Raw genomic sequence first — 14,725 nt, forward strand, 5'->3', positions numbered from 1 at the left:
GTCAGCCTCCGAGCCTTGCGCCCGAGCCGATTCCCCACAACCCGATGGTGAGAAGGAGGTTGGCGATGATCATGACCGAGATGCTGGCGCGCATCGCGCGGCCTGCGGCGATGCCGACGCCTTGCGGTCCACCGGCGGCGAAGTAACCGTAGTAGCACTGGATGGTGGAGGTGATGATCACGAAGGCGATCGCCTTGATGACCGAGTACACGATGTCCTGGCCGGTGAGCACCAGCCGGAAGTAATGCTCGAAGGATCCGGCCGACAGACCGCCCGCGAACGTCACGATGCTCTGCACCGCCGCGTAGTTGACGACCAGGCACAGGATGTAGAGCGGAATGATCGCCACCACGGAGGCAAGAAGGCGGGTGCTGACGAGGTACGGCAGCGGACGGATCGCCAGCGACTCGATCGCGTCGATCTCCTCGGAGATCCGCATCGAGCCGAGCTGCGCGGTGAATCTGCAGCCGGCCTGCGCTGCGAACGCCAGCGCCGCCATCACCGGTGCGAGCTCCCGGGTCGACACCGTCGAAGACAGCAGTCCCGCAGCGGGTTCCATGCCCAGCAGGTGCAACGCCTGGTAGCCCTCGATGCCCACGATCGCACCCGCTGTCGCACCGAGAAGGATGATCACCCATGCGGTGCCGCCGCCGACGACGATCGATCCGTTACCCCATGTGACGTCGGACAGAATGGTCAGGAAGGCCTTGCGGTACCGGGTCACCGCCAACGGGAACCCGGCGACCGCGCGGCTGAAGAAGGTCAGCATGTGGCCCAGTCGCACGCCGAGGCCGGCAACCGACGTGGACGCGGTGAGGATCGGCCGAACGCCCTTCGGGTAGTACGGCGCCGCCATCAGAGCGCTGCCTTGGGGAAGAGCAGCACATACATCTGGGTGAACACCACGTTGGTGATCATCAGCAGGAGGATGGACGCGACGACGGTGGCGTTCACCGAGTTCGCCACGCCCGCGGGCCCGCCCTTGGTGGTCAATCCCTTGTCGCAGGCAACGATCGCGACGATGGCGGCGAACACCACCGCCTTGATCATGGTCAGGACGAGGTCGCCAACCGTCGCGAACGACGCGAAGGTCATCACGAAACTGCCCGGCGCGCCGTTCTGCGCGAAGGTGTTGAACAGGTAGCCGGCAAGGAAGCCGATGAAGCACACCAGCCCGGTCAGCGCGACGCCGACGACGATGGATGCCGCCAGTCGCGGGACGACGAGCCGGCGCACCGCCGAGATGCCGAGCACCTCAAGGGCATCCACCTCTTCACGAATGGTGCGCGATCCGAGGTCGGCGCAGATCGCCGAACCCACCGCCGATGCCATCAGCAGGGCGGCCACCAACGGCGCGCCCTGACGGATCACCGCCAGACCGCTGGCGGCACCGGCCAGCGAGGTGGCGCCGACCTGGCCGGCCAGCAGGGCGAATTGGATTTGCAGCGTCACCCCGATCGGGATCGCCACGCACATCGTGGGCAGCATCGCCGTCGACGCCATGAACGCCGCCTGTTCGACGAACTCCCAGAACGGGAACCGCCACCTGACGATGTCGACGATGAGGTACCGGATTGCCTGCAGGCCCAGAATGCACTGACTACCAACGGTATTCAGCGCCGCGACGGGGTGACGCTGGACATAACCGCGCCCCCAGTCGCCGACCTCGCCGAGCGGGCTGGGGTACACCTGTCGCGGGGTCGTCATCCCGCACTCACCAGCCGTCAGCCACGTGGTAGTCCGAGCGCCCGCTCTGCAATGACGTTACGCAATACCTCGTTGGTCCCTCCGGCGATGGTGAAAGCCCGTCCGTAGAGAAACGCATCTTGCCACCAACCACCGTCGCGCACATGCGAATCCGTCTCGATTCGAACACCGTCGTGACCCTGCAGCTGCAGACCGTATTCGTGCAACGCCAGGTTGATCTGACTGAACAGGATTTTCGACACCGGCGCGTCGGCCATGTCGGCGCCGCCGTGCAACGCCCTGCTCTCGTTGTAGGCCGCGACCAACGAATTGACGTGTACGTCGGCGACGAACCCGCCGATCGCCTGGCGCACATCGCGGCGGTCGAGTGCAGAGCCTCCTTCGGCACGGTCGGCGGCGCCGGACGTATCGGGCAGGGTGCCCGCCAAGCGGACGAGCCGCTGCAGCGCTCCGAACAGCGACGCCCCACTCCCCGCGCCTGCGCGCTCGTGCACCAGGCTGGCGGTCGTCACGGCCCAGCCCTGATCGACCTCGCCGATCACATGCTCCACCGGAACGCGCACGCCGTCGAGAAAGACCTCGTTGAAGTCCGACGTTCCGGTGATCTCGCGCAGCGGCCGTACCGTGACGCCCGGCAGCGACATGTCCAGAGCGAAGGCCGTGATGCCCGCGTGCTTGGGAACGTCGGGATTGGTGCGGGCCAGCAAATAACCCCAATCGGCGTGCTGGCCGTTGGTGGTCCACACCTTCTGACCGTCGATGACGAAGGCGTCGCCATCGCGACGTGCGCGGGTGCGCAGGCCCGCGAGGTCGCTGCCGGCATCGGGCTCGCTGAACAGCTGGCACCAGATGTGCTCCCCCGACCGGATCCGGGGCAAAAAGTAATCCTTTTGCTCGGTGGTCCCTGAGTCGATGATCGCCGCCGCCGCGAGCATCCCGCCGCCCACCGGGCCAGGCGCGTTTACACGGATCAACTCGTCGATTACGACCGATTCGTGCAGCGGATGCGGATCGGGCAGACCACCGTACTCGACCGGCCAGTTCACTCCCAGCATTTGCTCAGAGAACAATCGCGCCGTCCACTCCCGAAGTTTGGGAATGTCGTGCGCTTCCGGCGCCCGAACGCCGGTTCGACCATGTCGAGGCGGTTGACATCGGGCGGCCAAGGCACGCACCCGCTCCCGCAGCAAGTCGAGGTGCGTGTCCTGTTCGAGGTGCAAATCAACCCCTCTCCCTTGAATGGCCGAACCAGCAATCGAGCTTAATCAGTATCCTGTATCTTGTGAAGGCTTTTCCAGATCCGGTCCTTCCGTCACCGATCAGAGCCGAGGAGACGCCGTGAATTTCGATCTCACCGACGAGCAACGGGGGCTGATCGAGGTCACCCGCGAGTTGCTGGAACGACAGGCGTCGGTTGCCGCGGCCCGGGCGTTGATCGATGGACCGGCGGGCTACGACGGCCAGTTGTGGCGTAAGGGGGCCGAGCTCGGATGGCCCGCGCTGGCCATTCCCGAAGAGGACGGGGGCCTCGGCCAGCAGGTCATCGAATGGGCTTTGGTGGCAGTCGAATTGGGACGCGGATTGGCGAGCACCCCCTTCCTGCCGACGGCCGTGGTCGCTGACGCCGTCACCCGCTCGACCGTGGACGGTCGCGCCGAGCTGTTGTCGGGACTGGCCTCGGGTGCGCGAACGGGAGCCTGGGCCTTCGCCGAGGTGGGACGGCCCTGGTCGGTGGCGGGTATCCAGACCACTGCAGCACGGGACGGCTCCGGGTATGTGCTCGATGGCGCGAAGGCGTCGGCCCAGGACGCCGATTCGGCCGCCATTCTTCTGGTCGACGCCATGCTCGACGGGCATGCGGCACGTTTCCTGGTGCCCGCCGACGCGACCGGCGTGAAGATCGAGCGACAACACACACTCGACGTGACCCGCCGGTTCTGCGACATCGTGCTCGACGGCGTGAGGCTGGACGGCGCGGCGATGCTCGCCGAAGGCGCGGCCGCGGAGGAGTCCATCGCCCGTTCGTGCCAGCTCGCGGCGGTGCTGACTTGCGCCGAGTTGGTCGGGATCGGTGAGCGCCTGCTCGAGCTCACGGTGACCTACGTGAAGGAGCGGGAGCAGTTCGGTAGGGCGGTCGGCAGCTTCCAGGCCGTCAAACACAAGTGCGCGGACATGCGGATCTGGAGTCAATCCTGTGCCGCGGCAACGTACTTCGCCGCGATGGCCGTCGACAGCGACCACCACGACAGCGCGCACGCCGCGAGCGTGGCCAAGGCGTACGTCTCCGAAGCGGTGAATCGCCTTGCCGGCGAGGCATTGCAGCTGCACGGCGGCATCGGCTTCACCTGGGAGCACGACCTGCACCTGTATCTGCGCCGAGCGCGGGTGGGCGCAGCGCTCTACGGAGACGCCGACCACCACCGCGAACAGCTGTTCCGTGCGCAGGTGCTGGCTTCTGCCTGACGGGCCTGCACCTGGCGATCGCTCAGCGATTCCAGCTCAGTTGTAGCGAGTCCAGCCCGAATACCTGCCCGGCGTGCTCGATGGGTGGTTCGGCGACCCGATAGTCGGGGATGCGGGCGTGCCACTCCTGGAGGAACACCGTCATCTCCTGGCGCGCCAGGTGGGAACCCAGGCAGCGGTGCGGACCTGCACCGAACGAGATGTGTCGGGTGATGCCGCGGCCGAGGTCGACCTCGCGGGCTCGGGGAAACACCGTCTCGTCACGGCATGCGGCGGCCAGCGGAAACGAGGCCATGTCGCCGGCCTTGACCGGACAGCCGTGAAACTCCATGTCGCGGGTGGCTTTTCGGGCGGTCTGCACGATCGGATAGACCCGCAGCAACTCCTCGATTGCCTGCGGAACGAGCTCGGGCTCGGCCACGATGCGAGCGCGGTCGTCGGGATGGGTGGCCAGGTGCAGCATCGCGTAGGACAGCTGACTTGCCACGGTGTCCAGACCCGCCATGAACAACAGCAGCAGGCAGTTGAGCAGGTCACCGTCGCTGACCGGCTCACCGTCGATCGTCCACCCGAGGGCTGCGCTGACGATGTCGTGGGCACGGGGATCCGGGTCGGCGCGGCGCTGGTCGATCAGCGTCTGGAAGTAGCCGACCACCTGGGTCATGCCTTCCACCCGGATGGCCATGGCTTCGTCGCCGGTGCCGGACTGGTGCAGCATCTTGTCCTCCCAGTCGAGGAACTCGTCCAGACGCTCGATCGGCATGCCCATGATGTTGAGGAAGATGTGCGACGGAAACACCCTGGCCGCCTGCGTGACGAACTCGCAGGCGCCGTCGGCCGAGATGCGCTCGATGAGTTCTGCTGCCAGCCTGCGGTGTTCGTCGCGCAGTCCCTTGACCCTGCCGGGCGAGAAGTATTCGGCAAGCACCTGTCGCCATTTGGCGTGCTGCGGCGGATCGACCATCACCGGGATCCACTGGTAGGGCGGATCGGGATCGGTCGGCACGATCACGCTGCTCGACCACATCTCCGGGTGCTGCAATCCCTCGAGGATGGCGGCGTAGTCGGTGAACATCCAGTAACCGGCCTCGCCCTCGGTGTTGCGGAACACCGGGCGCATGTGGTCTTGGCGCGAATCGATGCTGGAGAATCCCGTCAAGGCCGGTCCGGCGAGCGCGGCCAGCTCGAACGTGTCCACCGGACACTGCCCAACCTGCTGTTCAGCCGTCACGTCGTGAACCTCTCGTCAATCGGCCGGCCGCGCATCGCCATGTTCAGTGGGCCTCGACCGCGTCGCCCACTTCCCCTGTCTACGAAGAGATTTTGCCAGGACAACCGGCCCGGTCGAGGCGAGTCGCCGGGTGTGATCCTGGACTCCGGGGGATGCTCAAAACGTATTGGACGGTACCAAGGGTCTTGCGGCCGCGGGGGTAACTTGCACGCTTCGGAAGCGCCCGCCGCACTCAGGTGACGGCCGTACCGACCAACAGTCCGACGACGTACGTGGCTGCGATGGCCACCGCCCCGAATGCGAGTTGTCGCAGCGAGGCGAACCACACGGGGCGCCTTGTGAAGCGCGCGGCCACACCGCCGGCGACAGCAAGGCCGATGCCGCCGCACGCCAGTCCGGCCCAGAGGGTTTCGAACCCGAGCAGGTACGGGATGAGCGGGATGATGGCGCCGACGGTGAACATCAGGAACGACGATCCGCCCGCGACCCAGGGCGAGGGCTTCTCGCGGGGGTCGACGCCCAACTCCTGGACGAGGTGGAAGTTCAAGGCGCGGCTCTCGTCTTGGTGAACCTCCTCGGTGGCTTTGGCCGCCGTCTCGCGGCTCATGCCCATGTCCATCAGCATCGCCACCAGCTCCGCCTTCTCGGCCGCAGGATGCTTGCGGAAGGCCCGCCGCTCCACCAGCACCTCGGACTCGAGCTGCTCGTTGGCGGTGGTGACCGAGGTGTACTCCCCCAGCGCCATCGAGAAGGCACCGGCCAGCAGCCCGGCGACACCGCTGATGACGACGGTGTGGGCGCTGGCGGCCGCGGCGACACCGGCGATGAGTGCGGTATTGCTGACCAGACCGTCCATGGCCCCGAAGGTCGCGGCGCGCAGCCAGCCGCCGGTGACATTGGAGTGCCGGTGCGTCGAGGTGTGCGGCACTCCGGTCGGGGCGGTCATGACGACGATTCAACCCCTCCGGTTTGACCTGGTCTAGTCAGGATTGCCTGGGTTTGCCACATCACAGTTTGCGGAAGCGCGCAGAAGGCTACCGTCGAGTCATGACCACCACTGCGGAACATCTGCGCAATGCGCTCGACGGCCGTTGGCGCGATGTGAAGAACCGGCTGCGTGAAGAACTCTCCAGCGAGATCTTCCGCCCGCACTACACCCCGAACACCGTCATCGCCAGGACCAAGGTCGCCGAGCAGTTGAAGATCATGGCGGCCCAGGGTTCGGCCGAGGACGGATTCAAGAAGGAGCACGGCGGCAACGGCGATGTCGGCGCCGCGGTGACCCAAATCGAGATGCTGGCGATGTCTGACCTGTCGCTGATGGTCAAGGCCGGTGTGCAGTGGGGCCTATTCGGCGGTGCGATCGAGAACCTCGGCACCGAGCGTCATCACGAGAAATACGTCCGCCGGATCATCGACTGCGACCTGCTCGGCTGTTTCGCGATGACCGAGACGGGCCACGGCAGCAACGTGCAGGCGTTAGAGACCACCGCGACGTACGACCCTGCGACCGAAGAGTTCATCATCGACTCGCCGACGCCGACCTCGCGTAAGGACTACATCGGCGGCGCCGCCGAAACCGCCCGGATGGCAGCGGTATTCGCGCAGTTGATCACGCCGGACGGCGTCGGTCACGGTGTGCACTGTGTGCTGGTGCCGATCCGCGACGAAGAGGGTAACGACCTGCCGGGCATCACCACCTCGGACTGCCACTACAAGGGCGGTCTGCCGGGCGTCGACAACGGCCGGATCCAATTCGACAAGGTCCGGGTTCCGCGCGAGAACCTCCTCAACAAGTACGGTGACGTGGCCCCGGACGGCACCTACAGCTCGCCGATCGAGAATCCCGGCAGACGATTCTTCACGATGCTGGGCACCCTGGTGCGCGGGCGCGTCACGGTGGGCGGTAGCGCGGCGGCCGCGGCCCGCGTCGCGCTCGACATCGCGACGCGGTATGCGTTGCAGCGCAGGCAGTTCGAGGCACCCGGCGAAGACCACGAGGTGGTCATCATGGACTACCTGGTGCACCAGCGTCGGCTGCTGCCCTTGATCGCGAAGTCCTACGCGCTGCAGTTCGCGCAGAACGAACTCGTCGCGAAGTGCCACGATCTGCAGAGCGCCGAGAACCCCGACCCGGAGGAACAGCGCGAGCTCGAGGCACGGGCGGCCGGGTTGAAGGCGGTCAACACCTGGCACGCAACGCAGGCGATCCAGGAAGCGCGCGAAGCATGCGGCGGCGCAGGCTACATGGCCGAGAACCGGCTCATTGCGCTGAAGGCCGACACCGACGTGTTCACCACGTTCGAGGGCGACAACCACGTGCTGATCCAACTCGTGGCCAAGCAGTTGCTCACCGCGTACGCCGACGACATCAAGAGCATGAGTCCGGTCGAATGGGTGCGGTTCGCCGCGAACTTCGCCGGTGAACGGGTGCTGAAACGTACTGCGGCCGAGACGATCATGCAAACCATCCTCGATACGCGGCAGGACAACGAGGAGGAAGGCAGCCTCTTCAACCGCGGCACGCAGGTCAAGATGTTCGAGGACCGCGAGGAGTACATGATCTCCACCGTGGCGCGCCGGTTGCAGGGCAAGGCCAAGGAGATGAGCGAGTTCGAGGCCTTCAACGCCGTGCAGGACCACGTATTGCACAGCGCACAGGCACACATCGACCGGGTGATCCTCGAGGCGTTCGTCGCGGGCATCGATGCCTGTGAGGACGAGGAGGCCCGCACGATCCTGAACATGGTGTGCGATCTGTACGCCCTGTCGGCGATCGAAGAGGACAAGGCGTGGTTCATCGAACACCGCTACATCTCGACGGAACGGGCCAAGGCCGTCACCCGCGGCATCAACGAACGGTGCCGGTCGCTACGCCCGTACGCCGAGCTGCTCGTCAACGGGTTCGGTATTCCGGAACAGTTGCGCTACGCGGAGATGCTGCATCCCGAGCACATTCCCGACGCCGACGAGCACACGGAGCAGCACGCGATCAGTTCGGGGACGATCGAACCGAAGTAGTTCCTGGGATCGGCAGCCGATCGGACGAGATGGGCCTGGATCTGTCCCCGGGCTCGGTCAAGCGCTCAGGATCAACTCCGCGCCCACACGCAGTCGCCGCCGAGCTCAATGAGAAACATCCTCGGCGACACGTCGAACTGCAGCGGTTGACCAGGGTCTCCTTCGACGGTCGACGGCGTACTCAGCTCGCCGGGGCTGACGACCACCTGCTGTTGCGCGCTGCATCTCGTGCCCGAATTCCGCGGCGTGCCAGTCCATTTGCCCGCTTCCATGTCGGGATTGCGCATGCCCTGCCCGTGCAGCTTGAGCGGCGAGTCCGTGCTCACCCAGCGGCCCGCGGGTGGCTGCGGACCACGCACGGCCTGCCATGCGCCGCCTCGGCACACCGACAGCGTGTCCGAACCGGGCAGTCGCGTCATGGCGCCCTCTAGGTCGGCGGTGCACTGATCGGCCTGCGGGGGCGGACCGGGTGGCGGTGGTCCGGGCTGCTGGGGTCCAGGGTCTGCACATGCGACGGGCGCACTCACGAGTGCGACCAGCATGCCGACGAGTGCCGCTCTCAACACGTCACACCTTGCTCAGGTCCGTCTTCATCAACATCACGTTGTAGGAGTCCCACAGCGACAGGTTCCAGTACAGGTCGGTGCCGGTGCCCTGGGTCGACGGCGACCAGGGATGCATCATCGGAGCGTAGATGCCGCCGGGTTGTTGGCTCATCAACACCTTCGGCTTCGACCAGGTGCCCTGCGGAGTGTCGGACGTCCGCATCACGATGTTGTTGAACTGGTCGCCGTGCAGGGCCACGTACTTCTTCAACTGCTTGTTGTATTGCACCGACATTTCGCTGACCTGGTTGCCGGCGGAGCTGGCACCGCAGGAACCCTGCTCGACACCGAAGACATAAGTGGCCGCTGAAGGATTGCCCTTGATCCAGCCGGCCGGGGCACCACCCCAGGCACTGCCGCCGTTCCAGTACTCGTACTTGCTCAGGTCCAGGATGTCCTGCTCGGGCACCCGAGCCAGGTAGGCCGCGCCCTGACGTCCGTTGGGAGTGCCATACACGTAAACGTAGCCGTCCTCGCCACGGACGAATGCCATCTGTTGGAAATTCTGGTTGCCGCTCCACGGCTGGTTGTAGCGGACGGTTTCCGGCGCGACGTGGAAGGTTTCACCGTTGTCATCGGACCAGGCGATCGCGGAGTAGTTCGTCGTCCACTGACCAGGCGCACCCCACTGCGTCACGGACATGAAGCTCACATATTGGACGACGCCGTATCGCGAACCCTCGACGGGCACAGAAATTCCCGCGGTCGGGATCAGCGTTATCCCGGCAGGCAGGCCATCGGGCCAAATCACCTGCCTGGCTCTGGTCGGATAACCGTCGGGGCCGAGCGGCGCCCCGCCGAACATGTCGCCGTTGTACCACTCGCCGTCGGGGATCTCCATCCCGTTGGCGAGGTACCAGTCCTCACTCCGCATGATGATGTTGGAGCGCCAATCCTCCGACATGTTGCCGTCGAAGAATGTGTCGCCGAAGGCGATGAGGATCTGGCGGCGTTCAATTTCCGGGGTGTTCGGGTCGTCCTCCACGATGCCGTTGTCCCACATGATCCCGAGGTCCGTGCCGCCCACCGAAAAGCGGTCGACGGTGTCGGCGTAGGGACCAGTCACCCAGGCGATGAACTGTGTCGACGGGCTCACCTGCGGATTGGCCCAAGGCGAGTACAGCGGGGTGTACGGTGCCGCGGCGGCCGCCAGCGCCATTCTTGCCATCGGTTCCGTCAGCGGGTCCGCCACCATCAGCGTCGGGGTCATCACCGTCGGCGTGTTGGTGGGCCGTCCCGTCAGCGCCGCGAAGAAGTTCTCGAACTCCCGACGCGCGAACGCGAGCAGACCCCAGATCAGCGGCGGCTGCGCGGGTGAGGCCGGCGCCGTGCCGGCCAACGGGTTGAGGATCCAGTTGATCGTGTTGGTGACGAGATTGGTCACCGCGGTGAAGAGGTTGGTGGGAGCGGCCGGCGCGACGGTCGTCGGCTGGTAGAACGCCATCATCGGGGAGACGTTGGTCGTGGCACCCGACGCCAGCGACCGCGCATCGGCGAAGACCACGTAATTCGTGGCTTCCTCCGGGGTTTCACCCGGATCGGTGATCGACCGCTCGGTCGTCCCATTGGTCGTGGCCGTGTCGGTCGCCGCGGTGTTGGTTGTGGCACCCGGCTGTTCCGTCGATGAGTTCGAGGTACCGCCGGGCTTCGATTGGAGCGACGGATCGGTGTCGTCCGGATCGGATTTCTTTTCCGGCTCGGCCGTCGGAGTCGACGCCGGTTCGGGGGTTGCCGTCGCTGTCGGCTCGGCGGTCGGTGTCGGTGTCGCCGTTGCCGTCGGTGTTGGCGTCGGCGTCGCCGTCGGCTCGGCCGTCGGCGTCGAGGTGGGCTCCGCGGTCGGGGTGGATGTCGGCTTCGGTGGTTCCGCGGTCGCCGTCGCACCCGCCTTGTCCTCGGCCTCTTTTTTGGCCTCGGTGGTGGGGCGCGACGATCCGGTGTTGGTCTGGGCGCTGACGGTCACACCGCCGGTGACCGTGCGGGTTCGCGTTGTCGTATTGGACGACGAACCGGACTTGGCGTCGTCATCGTCATCGTCATCGTCATCGTCGTCGGTCTTGGTCGACGTTGACGTCGAGCCCGACACGGAAGTCGACGTCGACCCCGTGGTCCCTGACCCCGATGTGGCCGTCCCGGTCGCCGTCCCTGTGCCGCCGGTGGGGCCGCTCGTGCCGGGCGAGGACTCCGAACTGGTCGACTTGTCGGATTGAGAATCGGTGCCGTCGGCGGCGGCGTAACCGTGCCCGACGGCGATCGCGGTACCCACCCCCATCGCGACCGCGAGTCCGCCGACACGACCGACGTACCTTGCTGCGCCCATGCTTCCCCTCCGAGAAAATCCCCCGCCCCGCTGAAGCAATGTAATGGCAGTTACGGGGGTATACAGCAAAATCGGCAGATGTCTCATTTGCAACAACTGTCAGTGCAGTCATCGCCATGGAGGGGTTTTGCGTTACGGGCTCAGTCCCGAGCTACCTCTAGGAGTTGATGCCGGCTTTCTGCAGAGCCTTCTCGTACAGACCGAAGGCCTCTTCCAGGCCGTCGTTGACCCAGGCGTCGACCATGCCGACCCTGTCGGCCACCAGTTGGATGTGGTTCACGAACTGCTGGAAGTCCTCGTCGCGGCGCAGCGCGTCGATCTGGTCTTTCGACCCCTGGACCAGAACGAAACCCCCGAGCTCGATGTTCTGCGGGCGCAGGATCGCCACGTCATAGCGCTCGATCTTTTCGTCGCGCAGGAGCTGGGCGCCATAGCCCTCGAGCGATTCCCGAAAGAGTTCGAGCGCCTGCACTTCGCGTCCACGGGTGGGAATTCCCCACGCGATCCAGAGTCCTGCTTCAGCCATGCGCCCATCATGCGCTGCGTGGAGTGGGAAGAGTGGTCCCGACACGGTCGAGCAATCGAAAGTCGTAATGCCTGCTCCCCCGGCTGGACTCGAACCAGCAACCCTTCGGTTAACAGCCGAATGCTCTGCCAATTGAGCTACAGGGGACTGCTCGCCCGCGATCTCGCTCTGCGCGGGACGGGGGTTGACTCTAGCGTACGTGTCGGCAGCGCCGCCAATACGCCGCCTCCGCTCGCGCTCTCAGGTATGTGAGGCAGGATGGAGCACAACGCACCATCGTTTGGAAGGGACCCCGTGATCGGGTATTTCGTCGTATTGGGTGTCGGCTACGTACTCGGCTCCAAGGCCGGCCGACGCCGGTATGAGCAGATCGCCGGAACCTATAAGGCGGTCACCGAGAGCCCCGCCGCGAAGGCTGTGCTCGACGCCGGACGCCGCAAGATCGCTGACCGGGTCTCGCCGGACCCGCCGCTGGTCAAGTTGACCGAGATCGACAACGGAACCGAGGTCATCGGTCCCGAGACCGCGCAGGTACGAAGGGCCCGATAGGTCTAGAAGCCCGTACCGTTGCCGTAGATGCGGCCCGGGAGCATCGGGCCGGTGCTGACGCCGGCCCCGTCGGGCCCGTTGAGGCCGAACTGCGGTGTTCCGACATTGACGCCGTTGCCGTTGGAAACTCCGAGGCAGTGGCCGTCTTCCTTGTTCCCGAACCACGCCAGGCATTGGCCGAGCGGCTGGCCGGCATCGGACGTACTTCCCAGAACGGAGGCGGCGATCGGGGCCGCGACCGCGGCGACGGCGACTGCGCCGGCGGCGACGAACCGTCGCGCCCGGTTGTTGGTCGATGTCACGTGCACGCCTTCCTGACCGTTCCCACGGTTGTATAGCGCGCTCACCCTATCGCGTTACCGCGGACTACGCAGAGATGTCGTCTCCGCTGGCCTGTTCGAGCAGGCTGCGGCGATAGGCCTCCATCGCGACCAGGTCGCCGAACAGCGCGTGGTACTCGTCGCCCTGCTCGACCGGCGACATCCGCTGGAGCTTGGACTTGACCTCGGCGATCTGGCGGCCCACCCACACTTCTTGCAACCGGGCCAGCACTCCGCCGATGTAGCGCGGCAACCGCTCGTCGTCGACGACGTTGATGGCCTCGACACCGAGTTCGTTGACCAGGCTCGCCGCGGCCGGCGCCTCGGTCTTGGACCGGACCGTCTCGATCCATTCGGCCCCCGATTGGCCGGCCGACGTGCCACCCGCGGCATCGATCGCCGAACGCACCGCCGCATAACCCGGATGCGTGAAGCTTTCGACGGTCAGCGAGTCGAACACCGGCCCCGCCAGTGCCGGATACTGCAGAGCCGCTTTGAGCGCTTCGCGCTGCGGCCACAGCGTCGGGTCGGCCGGGTCGGGCCGTGCCCCCACATCCGGGGTGCGCGACCGGCGTGGCTGCGCCTGGTCGTTGGCGCGCCGGCGCCCGCCGCGTTCGGGCAGGCCGCGCTTCTGCGCCTCCTCGCGCACCCGGCTCAGCACCTGCGCCTCGTCGGCCCAGCCCACCCAGCCCGTGAGCCGTCGCGCGTACTCGTCGCGCAGCATCGGCTCCTTGATGCGGGCCACCATCGGCACGCACCGGCGCAGGGCGGCGACGCGACCCTCCGCGCTGTCGAGGTCGTGTTCAGCCAGCGCGGTGCGAATGGCGAACTCGAACAACGGCGTTCGGCGCGCCACCAGGTCGCGCAGCGCGCCGTCGCCGAAATGAAGCCGGATGTCACACGGATCCATCCCAGCCAATTTGTCTTCTGAGGCCACCGCGACGAACGACTGGCCCGCGAGGTTCTGCTCCCCCTCGAACGCCTTGATCGCCGCGGCGCGACCCGCGGCGTCGCCGTCGAAGACGTAGATCAGTTCGCCGCGAAAGAAGTTGTCGTCCATCATGAGTCGGCGCAGCATCGACAGGTGCTCGTCGCCGAACGCCGTTCCGCACGACGCGACCGCCGTCGTCACCCCGGCCAGATGCATCGCCATCACGTCGGTGTAGCCCTCGACCACGACCGCTTGGTGACCCTTGGCGATATCGCGTTTGGCCAGATCCAGGCCGAACAGCACCGCCGACTTCTTGTACAGAACCGTCTCCGGGGTGTTGACGTACTTGGCTTCCATCGGATCGTCGTCGAAGATCCGACGGGCACCGAAGCCGATCACCTCGCCGCCGCTGGCCTTGATCGGCCACAGCAGCCGACGGTGGAAGCGGTCCATCGGGCCGCGTTTACCCTCTCGCGACAGGCCGGCCGCCTCGAGTTCCTTGAACTCAAAACCCTTGCGCAGCAGGTGTTTCGTCAACGAATCCCAACCCGACGGCGCGAAACCGCAGCCGAACCGTTTGGCCGCCTGACCGTCGAAGTTCCTCTCGATCAGGTATTGGCGCGCCGGTACGGCCTCGTCGGACTCCAGCGCGGCCGCATAGAACTCCTGCGCCGCCGCGTTGGCGGCCAGCAACCTGCTGCGGCTACCGCGGTCACGTTGCACGTTGGTGGTCGAACCGCCCGTGTAGGTGATGGTGTAGCCGACGCGGTCGGCGAGCAGTTCGACCGACTCCACGAAGCTGACGTGCTCGATCTTCTGGACGAAGGCATAGACGTCGCCACCCTCCCCGCAACCGAAGCAGTGGAAGTGGCCATGATTCGGCCGCACGTGGAACGACGGCGACTTCTCGTCGTGGAACGGGCACAGCCCCTTCATGGAGTCCGCGCCCGCGCGGCGCAACTGCACGTAGTCGCCGACGACGTCCTCGATGCGAACCTGCTCGCGGATGGCCGCGATGTCGCGATCAGGGATACGGCCGGCCACCGGGCCAGTCT

The 14,725-nt window shown here is 66.1% G+C and carries 14 protein-coding genes and 1 tRNA gene; 4 read left to right on the plus strand and 11 right to left on the minus strand.

The features are described 5' to 3' along the window. Position 1: 1 nt before the first annotated feature. From A5752_RS17525 to A5752_RS17535, 3 genes are read right to left on the minus strand one after another with little or no spacing between them, the layout of a single operon-like run. Entirely contained in the window at positions 2-856 is an 855-nt protein-coding gene (locus A5752_RS17525) for an ABC transporter permease (RefSeq protein WP_067088009.1), read from the minus strand. Continuing rightward, positions 856-1,707: an MlaE family ABC transporter permease gene (locus tag A5752_RS17530; protein WP_067088011.1), complete on the minus strand. Its 852-nt coding sequence runs from the start codon at positions 1,705-1,707 to the stop codon at positions 856-858. The genes A5752_RS17525 and A5752_RS17530 overlap by 1 nt, the downstream gene beginning before the upstream one ends. A 17-nt stretch (positions 1,708-1,724) precedes the next feature. Beyond that, entirely contained in the window at positions 1,725-2,927 is a 1,203-nt protein-coding gene (locus A5752_RS17535; protein ID WP_067088013.1) for an acyl-CoA dehydrogenase family protein, read from the minus strand. 118 nt (positions 2,928-3,045) lie between these two features. Here A5752_RS17535 and A5752_RS17540 point away from each other — a divergent pair, with 118 nt between their 5' ends. After that, positions 3,046-4,170 (plus strand): acyl-CoA dehydrogenase family protein, encoded by a 1,125-nt coding sequence (locus A5752_RS17540; RefSeq protein ID WP_067088015.1) that lies wholly within the window; start codon positions 3,046-3,048, stop codon positions 4,168-4,170. A gap of 22 nt (positions 4,171-4,192) precedes the next feature. Here the strand turns inward: A5752_RS17540 and A5752_RS17545 are convergent, their stop codons facing one another. Both A5752_RS17545 and A5752_RS17550 read right to left on the minus strand, forming a co-directional pair. Further along, a complete protein-coding gene (locus A5752_RS17545) occupies positions 4,193-5,401 on the minus strand; it encodes a cytochrome P450 (protein ID WP_082963937.1) in 1,209 nt (402 codons plus the stop codon). A 232-nt stretch (positions 5,402-5,633) separates the two neighbouring features. Further along, entirely contained in the window at positions 5,634-6,347 is a 714-nt protein-coding gene (locus A5752_RS17550; RefSeq protein ID WP_067088018.1) for a VIT1/CCC1 transporter family protein, read from the minus strand. 101 nt (positions 6,348-6,448) lie between these two features. Here A5752_RS17550 and A5752_RS17555 point away from each other — a divergent pair, with 101 nt between their 5' ends. Further along, a complete protein-coding gene (locus tag A5752_RS17555; protein ID WP_067088020.1) occupies positions 6,449-8,422 on the plus strand; it encodes an acyl-CoA dehydrogenase family protein in 1,974 nt (657 codons plus the stop codon). Positions 8,423-8,493: 71 nt separating this feature from the next. Here the strand turns inward: A5752_RS17555 and A5752_RS17560 are convergent, their stop codons facing one another. Together A5752_RS17560 and A5752_RS17565 are read right to left on the minus strand one after the other, a co-directional pair. Then, positions 8,494-8,988: a hypothetical protein gene (locus A5752_RS17560; protein ID WP_156613960.1), complete on the minus strand. Its 495-nt coding sequence runs from the start codon at positions 8,986-8,988 to the stop codon at positions 8,494-8,496. A 1-nt stretch (position 8,989) separates the two neighbouring features. Continuing rightward, positions 8,990-10,531 carry a glycoside hydrolase family 183 protein gene (locus A5752_RS17565; RefSeq protein WP_353612405.1) on the minus strand — a complete coding sequence of 514 codons (1,542 nt, stop codon included), beginning with the start codon at positions 10,529-10,531 and terminating at the stop codon, positions 8,990-8,992. A gap of 7 nt (positions 10,532-10,538) precedes the next feature. Here A5752_RS17565 and A5752_RS28240 point away from each other — a divergent pair, with 7 nt between their 5' ends. Further along, positions 10,539-11,234, plus strand: coding sequence for a hypothetical protein (locus A5752_RS28240; RefSeq protein ID WP_353612406.1), 696 nt, complete (start codon positions 10,539-10,541; stop codon positions 11,232-11,234). A 267-nt stretch (positions 11,235-11,501) separates the two neighbouring features. On the opposite strand, the gene A5752_RS17570 is transcribed toward A5752_RS28240, so the two are convergent. Together A5752_RS17570 and A5752_RS17575 are read right to left on the minus strand one after the other, a co-directional pair. Continuing rightward, positions 11,502-11,870, minus strand: a complete 369-nt coding sequence (locus tag A5752_RS17570) for a hypothetical protein (protein WP_067088025.1) — start codon at positions 11,868-11,870, stop codon at positions 11,502-11,504. Positions 11,871-11,944: 74 nt separating this feature from the next. Further along, positions 11,945-12,017, minus strand: a tRNA-Asn gene (locus tag A5752_RS17575). A 147-nt stretch (positions 12,018-12,164) separates the two neighbouring features. Between A5752_RS17575 and A5752_RS17580 the strand changes: the two genes are divergently transcribed. After that, positions 12,165-12,419 (plus strand): hypothetical protein, encoded by a 255-nt coding sequence (locus A5752_RS17580; RefSeq protein WP_067088028.1) that lies wholly within the window; start codon positions 12,165-12,167, stop codon positions 12,417-12,419. A 2-nt stretch (positions 12,420-12,421) separates the two neighbouring features. On the opposite strand, the gene A5752_RS17585 is transcribed toward A5752_RS17580, so the two are convergent. Next, positions 12,422-12,721, minus strand: a complete 300-nt coding sequence (locus tag A5752_RS17585; RefSeq protein ID WP_353612407.1) for a DUF7155 family protein — start codon at positions 12,719-12,721, stop codon at positions 12,422-12,424. A gap of 64 nt (positions 12,722-12,785) precedes the next feature. Then, on the minus strand, positions 12,786-14,714 hold the full coding sequence (gene dnaG / locus A5752_RS17590; protein WP_067088030.1) for a DNA primase: 1,929 nt from the start codon (positions 14,712-14,714) through the stop codon (positions 12,786-12,788). Positions 14,715-14,725: the final 11 nt, after the last annotated feature.

Source organism: Mycobacterium sp. 852002-51961_SCH5331710, assembly GCF_001665535.1.
Classification (GTDB): Bacteria; Actinomycetota; Actinomycetes; order Mycobacteriales; family Mycobacteriaceae; genus Mycobacterium.

Coding starts and splice junctions, on each gene's coding strand:
- A5752_RS17525 (WP_067088009.1), bottom strand. CDS start 856: ATGGCGGCGCCGTACTACCCGAAGGGCGTTCGGCCGATCCTCACCGCG.
- A5752_RS17530 (WP_067088011.1), bottom strand. CDS start 1,707: ATGACGACCCCGCGACAGGTGTACCCCAGCCCGCTCGGCGAGGTCGGC.
- A5752_RS17550 (WP_067088018.1), bottom strand. CDS start 6,347: ATGACCGCCCCGACCGGAGTGCCGCACACCTCGACGCACCGGCACTCC.
- A5752_RS17555 (WP_067088020.1), top strand. CDS start 6,449: ATGACCACCACTGCGGAACATCTGCGCAATGCGCTCGACGGCCGTTGG.
- A5752_RS17570 (WP_067088025.1), bottom strand. CDS start 11,870: ATGGCTGAAGCAGGACTCTGGATCGCGTGGGGAATTCCCACCCGTGGA.